We start from the raw sequence: 16,706 nt of genomic DNA on the forward strand, positions 1-16,706 counted from the left end.
TCTCCATTGCACGTGCGGAGACGCGCGGCCTCCGCGACCGGCGTGCATACAGCTCCTGTTGCAGTGCAACAACAGATAATTGCGCAAAAACCCCATTCCGGCGGTGTGCAGCGCATGCTGCGTGCCGGCTACCCCCGGAAGTGTGGCGCGCGCTTGTCCAGATTGGCCATTACGGCCTCGACCTGGTTCGGCTGGCCGATGATCGCCTGCTGCAGGCGGGACTCGGCGGCCAGGATCTCGCCGGCATTGGCGTCGTCCAGTCCGTTGAGAAGCACTTTGCAGGCGCGGATGGCCGAGGGGCTGCGATTGGCGATCTGCTGCGCGATCTCCAGGGCGCGGGCCTGCGGATCGGGATGCACCTCGGTGACAAGACCGGCCTCGCTGGCCCGGGTGCCGTCGATGCGTTCGGCGGTGTAGGTCAGCTGGCGCAGGACATCGTCGCGCACCAGGCGGCGCACGCGGGCCATGCCCGACATGTCCGGCACCAGACCCCACTGGGTCTCGGCGATGGCAATCTTGGCGTCGGGCGTGGCGATGCGGATATCGCCGCCCAGCGCGATCTGCAGCCCGCCGCCCAGCGCGCCGCCCTGGATCGCCACGATCACGGGCACCGGCGCCTCATGCCAGGCCCAGGCGGCGTATTGCGGCGTGTTGCACAGGCCGTGCGTGCGCGGCTCCAGCGAGGCCGGCGCTGTCCCGTCCTCGCCCGCCATTGCGGCGAAACTGCCGAAATCCAGCCCGGCACAGAACATCCGGCCCCGGCCGGACAGGATCGCCACCCGCGCCTCGCGCTGCTCGCGCAGCCAGGCTGCCGCCTCGATCAGCGCGTCGAACATCGCCGGGTCGAGCGCGTTCAGCTTGTCCTCGCGGATCATCTCGATCCGGGCAATGTGATCGCCGAGCGAAACCGCAACGCGGTCGTGGAAGGTCCGGGGCTGCGTCATGACGCCATCCTTTTGTGTCAGGCGTCCGTGCTTAAAGCCATTGGCGGCGTCCGCCAACGCCCTGCGGTTCGGTTTAATCGCGGCGGCGCTGGGTGTGAACGACGACAGGCTGGCCTGAACTGGCGCCGACAATCACGGGCCAGCTGATCCCCGCCAGCACGCTGCGGCAGGGGGCATCGGCGTGACAGGCAGCGGCGAATTCGGCCGAGTTTTCCATGGTCTCCGGCGTCAGGTCCGCCATGCCGAGACGGTCGGCGATGCGGCCAGGCACATCGATGCCATAGCGGTTGTGCACCTCCCGCGCAGCCTCGGCCAGCGTGTCGGTATCGGCACCGCATTGCCGGTCGCCCTGCACGCATTCGGCGTGGAAGGCGAGCCAGTCGCCCTCGTCCTGCGCGGCCTCGATGTAGCGGTCGAACAGGTCGGCCGGGCTGATGCGGTAGTTCGTGATCTCGATGGAGTCCGCTGCGCGGCGCGCCCGCTCGCCGAAACGGTAGCTGGGGCGCTGGTCAAGACTGGCCTCGTCCGTCACGGCCCGGATCGCCGGCGGCAGGATGGGGCGGAAGGTGACGCACGCGTCGCGGCACACCGGATAGGGATAGATCGCGTCCAGGCTTTCCACCCACAGCACATTGCGCGGCGATCCGAATTCCACGGCATTGGTGCGCATGTTGTGGCCGATCACCATGACGCAAACGGCCATGGCCAGGCCCGCGATGCCCAGCAGTGTCGCCAGCATCATCTGCTTCTTCATCAACGCGAAAAAGAAGCCGGCCACGAGGAGGACCAGGCCGGCAACGAGATACCAGCCGCTCGATGTGGCCAGATAGATGAGCGTTTGCAGGAACCAGAACGGAAAGACGATGAAAATCATCGCGAGGATGAGCAGCTGTACCAGGGTCAGGACCGCATTGCTCAGATCCTTGAAGTTGAAAACCAGAAACATTGACGCCCCCGTGCTTGTTCCAGCCTCCACGATGAAACGCCAGAGCTGAACGCTTTGTGAATAACTTCGCCTGCAAGGCGAGCCGGCCCGATGCCCGGACCCGGCGCGCTGTCGCCGATATTTCGTGATCCGGGAGATTTACCCCCCGCAAGAATTGGGGCATGAGGTGCGCGATGACAGTCTTTACGGTTGCGAACAGCCCCGAGGAAGCGGTGGAGCAGCTCGATGCGCTCTACCAGGCTTCCGTTGAACGTCTCCAGACAGCCCTGAGAACCTTCCTGACCGGCGGAAAACCGCCATCGGACCAGGACCGCAAGTCCGGAGCCTTTGTTTATCCCGAGCTGCGGGTCACCTATCTGCCGGACGGCCCGCCGCCACCGGTCAGCCGCGCTTTCGGCAAATTCACCGATACCGGCGTCTACGCGTCGACGATCACGCATCCGATGCTCTACCGCGCCTATCTGATCGAACAGCTCACCCTGCTGGCCGACCAGTACGAGATCACGATCGAGACCGGCCCCTCGCAGGTGGAGATTCCTTTTTCCTACGTGCTCGACGGCGCCGACGATCTGGACATGAATGCGGTGACGCCGGCCGAGCTGGTGCGTCACTTCCCCTATGCCGACCTCTCGCGGATCGATGACGACCTGCCCAATGGCCACCGCCCCTCGGTGCCGGGCGAGGTGAAACCGCTCTCGCTGTTCGAGGCGCCACGGGTCGATTATTCCCTGCAGCGGCTGCGCCACTATACCGGCACGCCCTACGAGGACACCCAGCAGTTCATCCTGTTCACCAATTACCATCGCTATGTCGATGTCTTCACCGCCTGGGCCATCCGCCAGCTGAAGGAAGACAATCATTACGAGGCCTTCTCGGCGGCCGGTCATGTGCGTGTCGATGCCGGCACGCCCAATGCTCATGCCCTGGTGGAAGGCGCGCCCTGGCGCCGTTTCCAGATGCCGGCCTATCACCTGATCGCGCCGGGCGGCCGCGGCATCACCCTGGTGAATATCGGTGTCGGCCCTTCGAATGCGAAGAATATCACCGACCACCTGGCCGTGCTGCGCCCGCAATGCTGGCTGATGATCGGCCATTGCGCGGGCCTGCGTCATTCCCAGCGCCTGGGTGATTACGTCCTGGCGCACGCCTATCTGCGCTATGACGCCGTGCTGGACGAGGCGCTGCCGATCGAGATCCCCATCCCGCCGATCGCGGAAATCCAGATCGCCCTGGAAGAGGCCGTGGCCAATGTCAGCGGCGACAGCGGCGACGCCCTCAAGGCGCGCCTGCGCACCGGCACCGTGGCCACCTATGCCGACCGCAACTGGGAACTCACCTATGCCGCCCAGTCGCGCCGCATCAACCAGTCGCGCGCCATCGCGCTGGACATGGAATCCGCCACCATCGCCGCCAACGGTCTGCGCATGCGGGTGCCCTATGGCACGCTGCTCTGCGTCTCCGACAAGCCGTTGCATGGCGAGCTGAAACTGCCCGGCGCCGCCAATCTCTTCTACCAGCGCTCGGTCTCCGAACACCTCGCCGCCGGTCTCGAGACGATCGGGATCCTCAAGCGCGACGAGGGCGCGGCCCTGCATTCACGCAAGCTGCGCAGTTTCGACGAGCCGCCTTTCCGCTGAGGAGAGGGACATGTACCTGCGGTACGTGTCCCGGTAAAAGAGACGGCAGCGCGGACATGTATCCAAGGCACATGTCTGCAGGTTTGTGAGGGGGCGCTCCATGTCGAAGACTTCTTCCGCCCGGGCCTGGCTCGGCCGCGCCGTTGTCGAGGCCGCGCTCATCGTGTTCGCGGTGGTGCTCGGTTTTGTCGTCAATGAATGGCGCGAGGACGTCTCCGACCGGCGTGCGGCGGAGGCGGCGATGGGCCGCGTGGTCGCCGAGATCGAGACCAATATCGCCCAGCTCGAAGCGGTGGTAGACTACCATGAGGGCGTCGTCGAACGCATTGGTGAGCGCCTCGTTGAGATCGAGGCGTCCGGCGGGCCGGTTCGCGGTATCGCTTTTGACGAGTTTGACGCGCTCATGCCGCGCGGCGTCAACGCGCCGGGCCTGTCGAGTTTTGCCTGGCAACATGCCCAGCAGCATGGCCGGCTGGACGTGCTGCCCTATGCCGTCGTGGCCGGGACGGCGCGCGTCTACGGTATGCAGGCCAGCGGCGTGGAGGCCACCTGGCGGCAGATCGTTGAACTCCTGTTCGCCGGGCCGCAGATCATGCGTGAACAGGATCTCGAGGCCAGCCTGCGCTTCACCCAGATCGGTTTTAACGAGCTGGCTTCGCAGGAACGGTTCCTGATCGACCAGTACCGCCGCCTGCTCGAAGAGCTGCACGAGGCGGGGCTGGACTAGGTATCTGCAGCGGCGGGACAGGCCGGCGCGCTTCGCTTCGGGACGTTCGATATGCTGAGTGACTACGCGCCGCCGGAAATGTCCGCACTCTTTTTCCTGCAGATCGTGATCGGCGCGATGACGGCAGCCATTGCGGGTTTCGCGGCCCTGCTTTTGCTGTTCCGGGACCGTGAAGCCCGGATGAGGGCTCTGGGGCTGGCGATCTTCTTCCTCGCGACGGCCATTTCGGAGCTCGACGAGCTGTACATGCATGCGGGCGGCTATGACCTCTATCCCTGGAGCATTGCCCTGGCCTGGCCGCTTATCGTGATCATCGGACCGGCCATCCTGCTCTATGTCCGCGACATGACCGCCGCCGAGCGGCCGCCGATGACGCCGGCGCGTTTTACCCGCTACGCCTGGCCGGTTCCGGCCGGTTACCTGATCGCGCTGCCCTTCTTCCTGCGCCCGGGCGAGGAGAAGCTGGCCATCCTGGCCGGAGACGGCACACCGGCGATGGTCGCGTCGGCGGTTCCGGCCATTCTTGGCGTCCTCTTCCTGGTGATCGCGCTGGCCTCGCTGGTGCTCGCCTTCCGGGGCCTCCTGGCGCACATGCGCAGCCTGCGGAACCTGTTCGCCAATATTGAGGACAAGTCGCTGAACTGGGTGCGGGCGGTCCTGCTGGTCCTGTCGGCAGCCTGGATCTGGGGGGCGGCCAGCACGCTCTGGCGGCTCGACGACCAGGTGCCGCAATGGCAGGGGCCGCTGGCCAGTATTCTGGAAATGGGATGGGTGTTTGCCTTCGCCTTCTTCGGCATCCGCCAGGGCGAGATCTTTCCCGCTCGCACGGCGCCGGCTCCGGCAGAGCCCGCCAAATATACCCGCTCGGCACTGGACGCCGGGCGCATGGACCGGATTGCCGCCCGGATCGAAACGGCCATGCGCGAGCAGCATCTCTATCGCAATCCGGCGCTTTCGCTGCGGCAATTGTCCGACAGGATACGGGTGTCCCAGAACTATATCTCCCAGACGCTCAACGACCGGCTGGGGCGCAATTTCTTCGATTATGTAAATGCCTGGCGGATTGCCGATGCCTGCCGGCGTCTGGGCGAGGGCGCTCGTGTGCTGGACGTGGCGCACGAGACCGGGTTCAACTCCCGCTCCACCTTCAATGCCGCCTTCCGCAAGCACACCGGCACCACGCCCAGCGCCTGGCGCCGCCAGCCCGCCGCCGACTGGCCGGACGGGTTGCCGCGGATCGAGGCTTCACCGGCAGAATAGGTCTGCCGGCCATGTCCGGGCGTGAGCGTCCGGACATTTCCGCGTCCCGGCGTGACCGTCCGGACGACCCGGCCGCGACGGCGCGGCACAAGACGGGCGGCCCGCCGCACCGTCCAGCTCCCAATTCCCCAGCCTGGTGCAGCGGGCCACCCCCCGAACTGTATAAGGTGTATCCGATCATGAAATCCGCTTGCTTCCCGGCCATGGCCCTCGCGGCCGGACTGGCTGTCTCTTGCCTGACCGCTGCCGCCTCCGCCCAGGACGCCGAACCCCGCTGGACTGCCGGCCTGGGCGTTGTTGTTGAGTCCAATCCCTATCTGGGCGCCAGCAGCGACACCGAAGTCACGGCCTTTCCCTACATCGCGTACGAAAACGACTGGTTGTCCGTAAGTCCGGAGGGGGCCGCGGTAACGCTCTATCGGCGTGAGGGCATTCGTCTGGAGGCACTGGTCGCGCCGCGATGGGAATTTGCCGACCCGGGTAAGGTCGCCGGACTTGAAGGGGTGGAGCGCGACATCGCAGTTGACGGGGGGGCCCGGGTATCGGCCGTTCAGGGGCCGGTGACTATATCCCTAGCCTACCTTACAGACCTTTCCGGCAAGCATGAGGGGCAGGAGCTTGCCCTGTCGGTGGAAGCGGAGACAGCGCTCACCTCCCGCTTCGCGATCTCGACCGAGGCCGGCGCCTATTGGCGCGACAGCGATCTGGGCACCTATATGTACGGCATCTATGCCGATGAAGTCCGGCCCGGCCGTTCGGCCTACACCGCCGATGACAGTGTTGCGCCTTTCATGGCGGCCATGGGCCGCTATGCCCTGACCGAGCGCGTCGCGATTGTCGGCGCGATCGAGGTCGAGGCCATTCCTGATACCGGCCGCGACAGCCCGATCATCGATGCGGATGCCCGCTATGGCGCCTTTCTGGGACTGATGGTCCGCTTCTGATCCGCCGGGGCGGGGCCGGTCTGCGACCGCCCCGCGCCGCTGGAGCAGGATCGTTTCCTGCGGAAACGCCCTGCTCCAGAATCCTGACTGGTCGCGTGATCGAACCGGCGAACCGGTCCCCACTTCACCTGATCACGCTCAACTTGAGCGGTCGCGTGATCGAACCGGTGAACCGGTTCCCACTTCACCTGGTCACGCTCTGTTCACCGGAGAAACAAATGTCCGGACGTCCCCGCCGCTATGCGCTGATGCTCGTTTTTCTTTCGGCGCTGGCCGTGTGCGCCGTGTCGATGCGCTACTTCACGGTTTCGGCCGATGCCTACCCGTTCGAGGAGCAGAGCGCTGTCTTTGCCGCCAACCGGGTGGTGCTTCTGGTACATGTGGCGGGCGGCATGCTGGCGCTGCTGGCCGGTCCGGTCCAGTTCCTGCGCGGTCCGCGTGAAAGCCGGCCCGTCCTGCATCGCATCAATGGCTGGGTCTATGCGCTCGCCGTTGGCGGCGCGTCTGCGAGCGGATTGGCGCTGTCCGGTCATGCTTTCGGCCCCCCATCCAACAAGGCGGCTTTCGCGATGCTCGCAGTATTGTGGTTCGTTGCGACCGCTGCGGGAATCCGGGCCGTCATCGCCGGTGATCTCCTGCAGCACCGCCGCTGGATGATCCGCTCCTATGCGCTGACCTTCTCAGGCGTGACGCTTCGCGCAGAGACACTTTTGCTGGCTGTCGCGGCAGATATGGAATTTGCCGCGGCCTACGGCATTGCCGCCTGGCTGTGCTGGGTCGGCAATCTCCTGGTCGCGGAATGGCTGATCCTGCGCTGGCCGCCGGCCCGGCGCGCCCGGCCGGCCTGACGCTCCCCTTGCCGCGGCGGTGCGGATTGCGTACCTCCATGGCATGACACGGATTACATCGCTTGAAGGCGTCCATAACTTCCGCCACTTCCACGGCTATGATGCAGCCGATGGCGCGAAAGTGCGCGAGGGGCTTTACCGGTCCGGCCATCACAGCCGCGCCACCGCGGCCGATCTGGAAATCATGCGCAAGCTGGGTATCCGCGTCGTCGCTGACCTGCGCAAGGCACGCGAACGCACGAATGAGCCCTCCGCCTGGCCGGAAGACATGGCCGTCCGTGTGATCGCCTCGGATCTGGGCGATGCCGGCGAGCCGCCGCATCTCGCCTTCATGCGCAAGGGCGTCCACACGCCCGAGGCCGTGCGCGACTACATGCTGTCGGCCTATCGCCGTATTCCGATGGAGGCGTGCAATCAGGAAGTTTACCGCGAAGGCTATCGGGCGCTGGCGTCCGGCGAAGCGGATGGCGGTTTCCTGGTTCACTGCGCTGCCGGCAAGGACCGGACGGGGATATTCTGCGCCCTGATCCTGGAGGAACTCGGCGTGGACCGGGATACCGTGATGGCAGACTATCTGCTGACCAATGAGGCGGTGGATTTCGACAGCCTGATCCCGCTCATCCAGCAACGCGCGACGGCCCAGTACGGTCAGGCGATGCCGGCGGAGGTCATGCAGGTCTTTCTGGGCGTGGACGCCGATTATCTCGCCGAGGCTTTCCGCACCATGGGCGATACGGACAGTTATGTGACCGGCCAGCTCGGGATTACCGAAGCCGAGCGCCAGGCGCTGTGCGAGCGCTGGCTGACGTCCTGAGACCGGCCATGGCGCGCATGACATGACGGGCCAATCGATCGATCTGCCCTGGCGGGACCCGCTGGCGGCCTTTGCGCCGCTGACCGGCGAGCCGCATGCTTTGCTGCTGCACGACGGCCGCAATGGCCGCGCGCGGATCTTTGCGTTTCCGGACGACGTCTTCGATGGCGAGGGCCGGGCCGGGTTCGACGCGCTGGCCGACTCCGCGCGAAAGAGAGGCGGGCTTCACGCCGGCCTTCTCGGCTATGATCTCGCCGCCGCCTTCGAACGCCTGCCCCATCTCGATCCGCGCTGGCCGATGCTGGCCATGGCCCGCTATCCCGCCTGGGCCGAGTTTGACCGGGAAGCCGTGACCTGCCGGGTCCGGGGCGAAACCGCCGACGCGGTGGACCGCCTTGCGGGCGCGCTGGGGGAGGGCGAACCCGTCCCGGTTCTCCCCGCCACGGCCGCCCGGCTTGAACCGCGCTGGAGCCGTGAGCGCTATCTCGACGCCGCCCGCCGGGCCCGCGACTACGTCCATGCCGGCGATGTGTTCCAGGTCAATCTGTCCCAGGCTTTCGATATCGATCTGGCGGAAGAGGACACGCCCTGGGCGGTCTTTTGCCGGCTGTGCGCGGACAGCCCGGCACCGCATGCGGCGTTTCTGCGGGTCGATGCGGACCGGGTGGTTCTGACCAATTCGCCGGAGCGCTTCATGAAGGTCCGGGACCGCCGGGTCGAGGCGCGGCCGATCAAGGGCACCCGCCGCCGCGCGGCCGATCCGGACGCCGATGCGGCGCTCGCCGCCGAACTGTCCGCGAGTGCCAAGGACCGCGCCGAAAATCTGATGATTGTGGATCTGATGCGTAACGATATGTCACGCGTATGTCGGTCGGGCAGTGTACGTGTGCCGCACTTATGTGACCTGGAAAGCTACGCAAATGTGCACCATCTGGTCTCCGTCGTCGAAGGCGAGCTGGCCGCGGGTCACGATGTCTTCGATCTTCTCGCCGCGAGCTTTCCGCCGGGCTCGATCACGGGCGCACCCAAGGTCCGGGCGATGGAAATCATTTCCGAACTCGAGGGCGAACCGCGCGGTCCCTATTGCGGGGCACTCGGCTGGATCGACGGGGCTGCGGCGCTCGATCTGAATGTGATGATCCGCACCGCAGCGCTGCGATGTGTCGACGGACGCTGGCGGGCGAGCGTGCGCTCGGGCGGCGGCATTGTGGCCGACAGCGATCCGCAGGCAGAATACGAGGAAACCCTGACCAAGGCCTCGGCCCTGCGCCGGGCGTTCGGCGTGGAGGCGGAATGAGCGGTATCGCATTCAAGGATGGCGACTGGATCGAGGAGACCCGCAAGGCTTGGGCGCTCAACGACCGCGGCGTACTGCTGGGCGACGGGCTGATCGAGACCATGCGCGTTGTGCGCGGGCAAGTGCTGCGCTTTGACCGTCACATGGAAAGACTGTCGCGCAGCTGCGCCGATCTCGGCCTGCCCGGTCCGAAGGACCCGGAAGGCATTGCGGGCCTTATCGCCGAGCTCGTGGCTGAAAATGCGCTGAAGGATGCGGTGGTGCGCCTGACCTTGACCGCCGGGCCGGGGCCGCGTGGTCTCGACCGGCCAGACGGGATCATCCCGTCGCTGGCCTTGTCTGCGGCGCCTTTCACGCCTCCGCCTGCGCAATACCACCTGGCGCTGAGCGAGATCCGGCGGTCACCGGCGAGTATTGCGGCTCGCTACAAGACGCTCAGCTATATGGACAATCTGCAGGCGCGGCGGCAGGCCCGCGGCGCCGGCGCCGACATGGCGCTTCTGCTCGACACGCGGGGCAATCTTTCCGGCGGCGATTGTGCCAACCTGTTCTGGACGCGCGGGGAGGATGTCTTCACGCCGGATCTGCGGTGCGGCGTGCTGGCCGGAACCGTGCGGGCCGAGATTCTCGACTCCATTCCCGTCGAGGCGGGAAACTACGAGCCGGGAGAGCTGGTGCAGGCCGATGCCGTCTTCGTCACCAATGCCGCCATTGGCGCAGTGCCGGTGGTCTCGCTAGACGGGGTGCCGCTGGGCAGCGGTGAATTGCCGCCCCGGATCGCCGCGCTATTCGCGTGACACGACGAGCGAGCGGCGCGGCCGCAGATAGAAGGCTTCATTCAGGTTGAAGCGTGACATGCCGAGCTCGCTGAACAGCGTCTCGTGCTCGTAACTCACTTCGACCATGATGATGGAGCGGTTCGGCTGCAGGATGCCGCCGGGGACCGCCACACCGGCGCCTTCCGAATAGGGCGACATACCTCGCGCGTCCGACCATTGCACCTCGACGTCTCCGCCATTGTCCATCATCACGCTGGACACGCGGATCTGCATGGGGGTCGGGTCGAACGGCGCAAGAATGACGGTGCCTGCATTGAGAATTTCAATCATCTCGTCATCGGTGATGATGTCGTCCTGGGCGACGAGGTCGGCGAGGGCACTGGCCGCGCTCGTGACCTTCCGGTCAATCGACAGGACGAGGCTGAGATCGACGGCGCCGAGATAGAGCAGGATCATCACCGGTGCGATCAGCGCAAACTCGACGGCGGAGAGACCGCGGCAGTCACGCCAGAAGCGGTGCAGGCGGGTGATCGGCGAACTAGTCATCGAAAGGCTCGTTGCGGAAAACGGTGGCCGCCGTGATCAGGTGCTGGTTGCCGCTCATATTGGCCAGGGCCCCGGAAAAGCCCGGCGTCAGCAGCTGCCAGCGATAAAAGACGCGGACCAGCACGATGTCGCCGGCATCGCCGGGATCGAAACCGAAATCATCCGTATTGATGGCGCCGTCCTCAACCGGGCTGGACTGGTCGACATTGTCGAAGTCTTCGAAGACCCGAACATCAATCTCGACATTGTCGCAGGTGCCCAGCACCACAATGCGGTCGCATACGGCGGTACGGAACGCGGCCTGTGACATGCCGGAAGACTGGGCGCGGCCGGTGCGGATATCCCGGGCGGTTTCCAGTACCGCATTCTCAAGGACCGAGCCGAGAAAGAACACGACCGCAATCTCGATCATCGCGAACAGCAGAAAAAAGAATGGGGCGGCAATCAACGCGAACTCGACCGCTGCAACGCCGGAGCGATTTCGTGCAAACCGGCGCAGCAATGCGCGCGTGCGTCGTGCTGCAAAGCCAGAACACCTCATGCTTTGCCTCCGTTCCGAAGTGTCACTATTGCGACTGACCGCCGCTGTCGCTCAGCCCGGCCTCGGCCGTTCTGAGGCGGGCTTGCTGAGCACTGGTCAGCTGGCTGAAGCGTTCGTCAGCGTCACCGACGCGCGGGACGTCTTCACAAACATCGCCGCAGGAGAGCGTCTGGCGATCAGTGCCGCGGAAATACGCAACCTGCCCCTCGACAGGATTGCTTACCACGATCTCGCGCGAGTAAATGATGCGTCCGACGCGATCCAGGGCGATGACGTTCGTGCGGCCCTGCAGACGACCGGTCACGACCAGGGTCCGGCCATCGTGAACCAGGGCGTCCGCAATCGACGGGTTGCCGATCACAATGGCAGACGCTTCGCCGGGAAGGCGTACGACTTGTGCATGCTCGACGGCGACGGAGAGCTCGCTGGCGGCGGCCGGTATCGTGCAGGCGATGGCCAAGGTGAATGCGGCGGCGGTCCTGTAGAACATGATGGGCACTCCGTCCCGGTCAGCTGAACATGACACCCAGTCTCGCGCGCGCGTCTGAATCTTTTCTAAACGGCACTGCGCGTATTTGCTTTCTAGATCTGCCTGTATTGTTATTTGGATGTTAACTATAGCGAAGATTGGTGTTCGTACAGATTTTGTTAATCACGTATTTTTACTGAACTGAAAGCGTTCTCGTGTTTGATGGGTCTCGTTCAGGAGGGGTCGGGACGGATCGGCTCCTGATGGTGAGGTACCTACACGGGAGTAGAAAAATGAAACTCGTTTCTCGCTTTTTCAAAGACGAATCTGGCGCCACCGCGATCGAGTACGGCCTGATTGCCGCCCTTATCGCCGTCGTTATCATCGGCGCCGTGACCACGCTCGGTACGGGCATCAACACCGGCTTCACGACGGTGTCGGACGCGGTCAACTAAGCCGCACACCAAAAACTGCTTTGAGCAGTGGAAGGGCCGCCCCGAAAGGGCGGCCCTTTTCTTTTGTGCTTGTCTCCATCTGACTTGTGCAGATGTCTCAAGATGCCAACCCGATATTAAGGCCTTTGCGGCAGTATCGGCCTCGTCCAGGAGGGAAATCATGCTGACCGATATCCTGCTGCTTGCCTTTGCCGGCCTCATGGTGGCTGCCGCGTTTTCCGACGCGGTGCGCTTTACAATTCCCAATTGGCTATGCGGCCTCATCGCCGCCGGATTTCCGCTGGTTGCCGTGGCAGCCGGGCTGGGATGGGCCGATGCCGGCCTGCATGTCCTCGCTGGATTTGTCGCCCTTGTCTTCGGGTTCGCGCTTTTTGCGCCGGGCTGGATCGGCGGCGGCGATGCCAAGTTGATTGCCGCGGCCGCGCTCTGGATGGGTTGGGCGGATCTGGCGGCCTTTGCTTTCCACACCGCGCTTGCTGGCGGTGTCCTAGTCCTGTTGCTGATCGGCATTCGCCGGATGGTTCCCGTTTTCGACCTTCCGGCAGGATGGGTCGCACGGACCGCGATCGCGGAAGGTGCTCCGGTTCCCTATGGAATCGCAATCGCTGCAGGCGCGTTGTGGACATTGCCGGACAGCGCGCTGTTTGCGGCCGTCTGAGCGTTGTGGTCGGCGCCTGATAAAGGTCGCCGTGCAAGCGGGTGAGTCGGAATTATCGGCAAATGCTGAAAAATCCGGAGTTCAAACGGATTGTCCGGATAGCATTAACGCGACTTTGAGGAATTCGGCTTCTCCTGTGGGGCGTATTCGTGCGCCCAAGAGGTTCGAAGCGTCCCATGAACGCTGTCCGTATTGCCATTCTTGCCGCCGCCGCGATCGCAGCGATCGCCGTGGCCTTCTTTGTAAAGCAGGCCATGTCGGGGGGCGATGCTCCGCAGGTCGTGCAGGTCCAGGAAGAGCGTCCTGCGGTTCGCATCCTCGCAGCGCGCAACGACCTCGCGACGGGCGCCCGTGTGGGTGCTGCTGATTTCTACTGGCAGGCCTGGCCCGAGGAGGCCATTTCCAACGGTTACATCGTTGAAGGCCAAGGCCAGGGTATCGAGGATTTTGCCGGTTCCGTCGTTCGCGCACCCATTGCCCAGGGTGAACCCATATCCGGGCGCCGTCTGGTGCAGCCCGGCGATGCCGGTTTCATGGCTGCGGTCCTGTCGCCCGGAATGCGCGCCGTGGCGGTCCCGATCTCGGCCGAGCGTGGTGCCGGCGGTTTTATTCTGCCCAATGACCGCGTCGATGTCATCGTCTCCTTCGAGGATGACGGGGAGGGCGCCCGCGGCGGCCGCCGGGCCATTGTCGCCCGCACGATCGTGGAGAATGCGCGCGTTCTGGCCATCGATGAATTGTTCGGTGATGGCGAGGGCGAGGAGAATGTCGTCGGCGATACCGCCACCCTGGAGCTGACCCCGGACCAGGCCCGCGCCGTGGCTGTTGCGGTTGCCCGCGGTGAGGTGACCCTCGTTCTGCGCAGCCTGACAGACAATGAAGGCGGCCCTGTTCTTGTGACCGGCGGCGAAGTGGCTGACGCCGGGGGAATGACTGAAAGCCTGTCGCCGCGCACGAACCAGGTGACGCTGATCCGTTACGGCCATGCCCAGCAAGTCGCGCTGGCCGGAGACGAGTGAGGACTGACGCGATGATCCGCTCCCTGATCCTTCTCGCCGCGATGGCCATTGCCGCTCCGGTCCAGGCCCAGGCGCCCGGTACCGAACGTGGCAACACCATGCAGGTCTACATCCGAGAGCCTGGCAATGGTCCGGTATCGCAAAATCTGGATCTGCCGCTGTCCAAGGCTGCAGTCGTCCATCTGCCGGTCGATGTTGCCGATGTGCTCGTGACCAATCCTGATGTCGTCGACGCTGTCGTGCGTACGCCCCGCCGGGCCTATCTGATGGGCATGGGGATCGGCCAGACGAACGCCTTCTTCTTCGATGCTGACGGTCAGCTGATCCTTGATCTCGACTTGCGCGTCGAACGCGATCTTGCGCCGCTGCAGGACGCGCTGGAGCGCTTCCTGCCGAATGCGCGCGTCCAGGCCGAGGCGATGAATGATCACATCGTGTTGTCCGGCTCTGTGCCGAGCGCTTCGGACGCCGATGCCGCCCTGCGCATCGCCCAGCGCTGGGTCGACGATCCGGAAAACATCCTGTCCATGATCTCGGTCCAGGCGCGCGAGCAGGTGATGCTGAAAGTGCGCATTGTCGAGATGCGACGGACCATCGTGCGCCAGCTGGGCGTCAATCTGACTGCGGGCGGCAATACCGGTGAATTCGGTTTCCAGGTCGAGACGGAGCCGCAATTCTCGCAAGTCGGGTCGTTCCTGGGCGGAATGGGTGCCCTGCTGGAATGGACCAGCGGGAACCCCACCGGAGTAACCGATGTCTCGACCCTCCTGCAGGCGATGGAGCGGGTCGGTCTGGTCCGTACGCTGGCCGAACCCAATCTGACGGCGATCACGGGAGAATCGGCCAACTTCCTGGCGGGCGGTGAATTCCCGGTCCCGGTCGGCCGCGACCGCGATGGCAACGTCATTATCGAATTCAAACCGTTTGGCGTGGGACTGGGCTTTACGCCTGTGGTCCTTTCGGAAGGGCGCATCAGTCTGCGCATTTCGACGGAGGTCTCTGAACTGACGACCCAGGGCGCGCTGACGGCACAGGAAAGCGTGGTCTTGAACGATGCCGGTGAGGTGATCGGCACCGTGCCCGGTCTGACCATCCCCGCACTGAATGTGAACCGTGCCGAAACGACGGTGGAGCTTCCCTCCGGCGGCAGCCTGGTGCTGGCAGGCCTGATCCAGGAAGAGACCCGTCAGAATCTCGACGGTGTGCCGGGTGTTCGCAACCTGCCGGTTCTGGGCACGCTGTTCCGCTCGCGCGATTTCGAGAATCAGGAAACCGAGCTGGTCGTGCTGGTCACGCCCTATCTGGTCGATCCGGCCAATCCGAACCAGCTCAACACCCCGGCTGATGGCTATCGCACGCCGCACGAAGCGACAGCCTTCCTCTTCAACCGGATCAACCAGGTTTATTCCGTGCCCGGCTCGGATACCGGAGACCAGTCCTGGTCCGGTCCGGTCGGCTATCTGTTCGAGTAGGTGGAGTTGGTCATGACGGCGTTCCGTACAAGTTTCGCAGCCCTGGCTTCGCTTGCCGCTCTGACGGCCTGCGCTTCGACCCCGAGTGCCGATGTCGGCCTGCCGCGCGCAACCGCCGTTGCGGAGACATTCCGCAGCGAGATGATGATCGACCCGCGCGACAATGGCCTGACCTGGCAGCAGCGCAGCCAGCTGGCGGCGATCGCCACCGAGTACAAGGCGCGTGGCCACGGTCCGCTCGTGATCAGCTATCCGCAGGGCGGCCGCAGCCAGGACGCCGCGATCGGCGCCATCGCCGAGGCGCGGACCTTCCTGTACGAGCAGGGCATTGACTGGCGCCAGATCGCCGGCGGTGCGTATGAGGCCCGGGGCGGTATGGACGGACAGGTGATCTTTTCGTTCCGCCGCTATGCAGCGGTCGCGCCTGAATGCGGAACCAGCTGGGACAATCTCGCTGTCGAACGCGACAACCAGGGGCACAGCAATTTTGGTTGCGCCATGGCCGCCAATCTCGCCGCCATGATCGCCGATCCGCGGGATCTGGTGGCGCCGAGAACCATGGGGGTGGCTGATACGGGCCGGCGGCAGACCGTGCTTGATGCGTATCGGGCCGGGGAATCGACTGCGAGTGAGCGATCCGATTACGAGAGCGGCGCGGTCTCGGAAGTCAGCGAAAACTAGGGGGCGAAAGGCGCGAATGATGAACGACGCAAACAGAGCCCTGAAGGCTGATCCGATGCTGGATGACGGGGATGATCCGTTCCTGGAGGCCGAGGACGTTGAGCGCATGCTGCTGGGCGAAGCGGCTCCGGCGCGCCCGGCTCCGGCTATGAACGCGCCGCAGGGCGGGTTTGGTGCGGCCTATGAGGATGACAGCGACGAAGACCCGTTCCTGGAAGACGAGGGCGAGTTCGACGATGGTGGCTATCCGGCTGCCACGGCTGCGCCGCGCGCGCCGTTCGATCCGAGCACGGCCGAGTATGACGGCATGCACGATGTCTCGCCTGTCGCGGCGAGCGGCGCCTTCTATGGCGAGGTCGATGGCGAGGTCTCCGACCAGCCTGTGCCGCGCATCACCGTTGCCGCCTTCTGTGAGCGCCCGGAAACCGGCGCCCTGGTGCACAATGCCTCCAATGATCGCCGTCTCGCGAAAGCACATGTGACGGTCGAGCTTGGGGGGCTGCCTGCCGCGATCGAGCGCTATCACGACGAATCGACGCCGAACCTGCTGATTGTCGAAAGCGGTATGCGCGGGCGGGGCCTGTTCGATCAGCTCGAGGAGCTGGCTGGTGTCTGCGATGCGGACACCAAGGTTATCATCGTGGGGGCCGCCAACGATATCGGTCTCTA

General features: G+C 64.8%; 18 protein-coding genes. 13 read left to right on the top strand and 5 right to left on the bottom strand.

Annotation, left to right across the window (positions count from 1 at the left end; translation table 11 throughout):
* Window positions 1–128 precede the first annotated feature (128 nt).
* Both ACXAJV_RS03305 and ACXAJV_RS03310 read right to left on the bottom strand, forming a co-directional pair.
* Window positions 129–944: a crotonase/enoyl-CoA hydratase family protein gene (locus ACXAJV_RS03305; RefSeq protein WP_475081899.1), complete on the bottom strand. Its 816-nt coding sequence runs from the start codon at window positions 942–944 to the stop codon at window positions 129–131.
* A 73-nt stretch (window positions 945–1,017) separates the two neighbouring features.
* Window positions 1,018–1,890, bottom strand: coding sequence for a DUF308 domain-containing protein (locus tag ACXAJV_RS03310; protein WP_475081900.1), 873 nt, complete (start codon window positions 1,888–1,890; stop codon window positions 1,018–1,020).
* A 173-nt stretch (window positions 1,891–2,063) separates the two neighbouring features.
* On the opposite strand from ACXAJV_RS03310, the gene ACXAJV_RS03315 reads away from it, so the two are divergent.
* The 8 genes from ACXAJV_RS03315 (at window position 2,064) to ACXAJV_RS03350 (ending at window position 10,214) form a co-directional block, all read left to right on the top strand.
* Window positions 2,064–3,527 carry an AMP nucleosidase gene (locus ACXAJV_RS03315; RefSeq protein WP_475081902.1) on the top strand — a complete coding sequence of 488 codons (1,464 nt, stop codon included), beginning with the start codon at window positions 2,064–2,066 and terminating at the stop codon, window positions 3,525–3,527.
* A gap of 100 nt (window positions 3,528–3,627) precedes the next feature.
* On the top strand, window positions 3,628–4,254 hold the full coding sequence (locus ACXAJV_RS03320) for a hypothetical protein (protein WP_475081903.1): 627 nt from the start codon (window positions 3,628–3,630) through the stop codon (window positions 4,252–4,254).
* Window positions 4,255–4,305: 51 nt separating this feature from the next.
* A complete protein-coding gene (locus tag ACXAJV_RS03325) occupies window positions 4,306–5,514 on the top strand; it encodes a helix-turn-helix domain-containing protein (RefSeq protein ID WP_475081905.1) in 1,209 nt (402 codons plus the stop codon).
* Window positions 5,515–5,693: 179 nt separating this feature from the next.
* Window positions 5,694–6,458 carry a MipA/OmpV family protein gene (locus tag ACXAJV_RS03330; protein ID WP_475081906.1) on the top strand — a complete coding sequence of 255 codons (765 nt, stop codon included), beginning with the start codon at window positions 5,694–5,696 and terminating at the stop codon, window positions 6,456–6,458.
* Window positions 6,459–6,676: 218 nt separating this feature from the next.
* Window positions 6,677–7,306, top strand: a complete 630-nt coding sequence (locus ACXAJV_RS03335; RefSeq protein WP_475081908.1) for a DUF2306 domain-containing protein — start codon at window positions 6,677–6,679, stop codon at window positions 7,304–7,306.
* Window positions 7,307–7,349: 43 nt separating this feature from the next.
* Window positions 7,350–8,120, top strand: a complete 771-nt coding sequence (locus ACXAJV_RS03340) for a tyrosine-protein phosphatase (RefSeq protein WP_475081910.1) — start codon at window positions 7,350–7,352, stop codon at window positions 8,118–8,120.
* 22 nt (window positions 8,121–8,142) lie between these two features.
* On the top strand, window positions 8,143–9,417 hold the full coding sequence (pabB, locus tag ACXAJV_RS03345) for an aminodeoxychorismate synthase component I (protein WP_475081912.1): 1,275 nt from the start codon (window positions 8,143–8,145) through the stop codon (window positions 9,415–9,417).
* A complete protein-coding gene (locus ACXAJV_RS03350; protein ID WP_475081914.1) occupies window positions 9,414–10,214 on the top strand; it encodes an aminotransferase class IV in 801 nt (266 codons plus the stop codon). The genes pabB and ACXAJV_RS03350 overlap by 4 nt, the downstream gene beginning before the upstream one ends.
* Here the strand turns inward: ACXAJV_RS03350 and ACXAJV_RS03355 are convergent.
* Genes ACXAJV_RS03355 through ACXAJV_RS03365 form a run of 3 tightly spaced genes read right to left on the bottom strand, consistent with a single transcriptional unit; the run spans window position 10,203 to window position 11,773 of the window.
* Complete coding sequence (locus ACXAJV_RS03355; RefSeq protein ID WP_475081916.1) at window positions 10,203–10,742, bottom strand: TadE/TadG family type IV pilus assembly protein; 540 nt, start codon at window positions 10,740–10,742, stop codon at window positions 10,203–10,205. The genes ACXAJV_RS03350 and ACXAJV_RS03355 overlap by 12 nt on opposite strands.
* A complete protein-coding gene (locus tag ACXAJV_RS03360) occupies window positions 10,735–11,283 on the bottom strand; it encodes a TadE/TadG family type IV pilus assembly protein (RefSeq protein ID WP_475081918.1) in 549 nt (182 codons plus the stop codon). Before ACXAJV_RS03360 ends, ACXAJV_RS03355 begins: the two co-directional genes overlap by 8 nt.
* A gap of 25 nt (window positions 11,284–11,308) precedes the next feature.
* The gene (locus ACXAJV_RS03365) at window positions 11,309–11,773 is read right to left on the bottom strand and encodes a pilus assembly protein N-terminal domain-containing protein (protein WP_475081920.1); all 465 of its coding nucleotides are present in this window, start codon (window positions 11,771–11,773) and stop codon (window positions 11,309–11,311) included.
* Window positions 11,774–12,045: 272 nt separating this feature from the next.
* On the opposite strand from ACXAJV_RS03365, the gene ACXAJV_RS03370 reads away from it, so the two are divergent.
* From ACXAJV_RS03370 to ACXAJV_RS03390, 5 genes are all read left to right on the top strand, one after another.
* The gene (locus tag ACXAJV_RS03370; RefSeq protein ID WP_271186343.1) at window positions 12,046–12,207 is read left to right on the top strand and encodes a Flp family type IVb pilin; all 162 of its coding nucleotides are present in this window, start codon (window positions 12,046–12,048) and stop codon (window positions 12,205–12,207) included.
* Window positions 12,208–12,367: 160 nt separating this feature from the next.
* A complete protein-coding gene (locus tag ACXAJV_RS03375; RefSeq protein ID WP_475081922.1) occupies window positions 12,368–12,865 on the top strand; it encodes an A24 family peptidase in 498 nt (165 codons plus the stop codon).
* A gap of 176 nt (window positions 12,866–13,041) precedes the next feature.
* The gene (cpaB, locus tag ACXAJV_RS03380; protein WP_475081924.1) at window positions 13,042–13,884 is read left to right on the top strand and encodes a Flp pilus assembly protein CpaB; all 843 of its coding nucleotides are present in this window, start codon (window positions 13,042–13,044) and stop codon (window positions 13,882–13,884) included.
* An 11-nt stretch (window positions 13,885–13,895) separates the two neighbouring features.
* Complete coding sequence (locus ACXAJV_RS03385) at window positions 13,896–15,356, top strand: type II and III secretion system protein family protein (RefSeq protein ID WP_475081925.1); 1,461 nt, start codon at window positions 13,896–13,898, stop codon at window positions 15,354–15,356.
* 12 nt (window positions 15,357–15,368) lie between these two features.
* Window positions 15,369–16,037: a CpaD family pilus assembly protein gene (locus tag ACXAJV_RS03390; RefSeq protein WP_475081927.1), complete on the top strand. Its 669-nt coding sequence runs from the start codon at window positions 15,369–15,371 to the stop codon at window positions 16,035–16,037.
* Window positions 16,038–16,706 lie beyond the last annotated feature (669 nt).

The sequence above is a fragment of the Maricaulis sp. ABE4_448 genome, assembly GCF_056160825.1.

What these genes read in the sequence shown, in the direction of transcription:
- ACXAJV_RS03305 (WP_475081899.1), bottom strand. Translation starts at nt 944, where the DNA reads ATGACGCAGCCCCGGACCTTCCACGACCGCGTTGCGGTTTCGCTCGGC.
- ACXAJV_RS03310 (WP_475081900.1), bottom strand. Translation starts at nt 1,890, where the DNA reads ATGTTTCTGGTTTTCAACTTCAAGGATCTGAGCAATGCGGTCCTGACC.
- ACXAJV_RS03315 (WP_475081902.1), top strand. Translation starts at nt 2,064, where the DNA reads ATGACAGTCTTTACGGTTGCGAACAGCCCCGAGGAAGCGGTGGAGCAG.
- ACXAJV_RS03320 (WP_475081903.1), top strand. Translation starts at nt 3,628, where the DNA reads ATGTCGAAGACTTCTTCCGCCCGGGCCTGGCTCGGCCGCGCCGTTGTC.
- ACXAJV_RS03325 (WP_475081905.1), top strand. Translation starts at nt 4,306, where the DNA reads ATGCTGAGTGACTACGCGCCGCCGGAAATGTCCGCACTCTTTTTCCTG.
- ACXAJV_RS03330 (WP_475081906.1), top strand. Translation starts at nt 5,694, where the DNA reads ATGAAATCCGCTTGCTTCCCGGCCATGGCCCTCGCGGCCGGACTGGCT.
- ACXAJV_RS03335 (WP_475081908.1), top strand. Translation starts at nt 6,677, where the DNA reads ATGTCCGGACGTCCCCGCCGCTATGCGCTGATGCTCGTTTTTCTTTCG.
- ACXAJV_RS03340 (WP_475081910.1), top strand. Translation starts at nt 7,350, where the DNA reads ATGACACGGATTACATCGCTTGAAGGCGTCCATAACTTCCGCCACTTC.
- pabB (WP_475081912.1), top strand. Translation starts at nt 8,143, where the DNA reads ATGACGGGCCAATCGATCGATCTGCCCTGGCGGGACCCGCTGGCGGCC.
- ACXAJV_RS03350 (WP_475081914.1), top strand. Translation starts at nt 9,414, where the DNA reads ATGAGCGGTATCGCATTCAAGGATGGCGACTGGATCGAGGAGACCCGC.
- ACXAJV_RS03355 (WP_475081916.1), bottom strand. Translation starts at nt 10,742, where the DNA reads ATGACTAGTTCGCCGATCACCCGCCTGCACCGCTTCTGGCGTGACTGC.
- ACXAJV_RS03360 (WP_475081918.1), bottom strand. Translation starts at nt 11,283, where the DNA reads ATGAGGTGTTCTGGCTTTGCAGCACGACGCACGCGCGCATTGCTGCGC.
- ACXAJV_RS03365 (WP_475081920.1), bottom strand. Translation starts at nt 11,773, where the DNA reads ATGTTCTACAGGACCGCCGCCGCATTCACCTTGGCCATCGCCTGCACG.
- ACXAJV_RS03370 (WP_271186343.1), top strand. Translation starts at nt 12,046, where the DNA reads ATGAAACTCGTTTCTCGCTTTTTCAAAGACGAATCTGGCGCCACCGCG.
- ACXAJV_RS03375 (WP_475081922.1), top strand. Translation starts at nt 12,368, where the DNA reads ATGCTGACCGATATCCTGCTGCTTGCCTTTGCCGGCCTCATGGTGGCT.
- cpaB (WP_475081924.1), top strand. Translation starts at nt 13,042, where the DNA reads ATGAACGCTGTCCGTATTGCCATTCTTGCCGCCGCCGCGATCGCAGCG.
- ACXAJV_RS03385 (WP_475081925.1), top strand. Translation starts at nt 13,896, where the DNA reads ATGATCCGCTCCCTGATCCTTCTCGCCGCGATGGCCATTGCCGCTCCG.
- ACXAJV_RS03390 (WP_475081927.1), top strand. Translation starts at nt 15,369, where the DNA reads ATGACGGCGTTCCGTACAAGTTTCGCAGCCCTGGCTTCGCTTGCCGCT.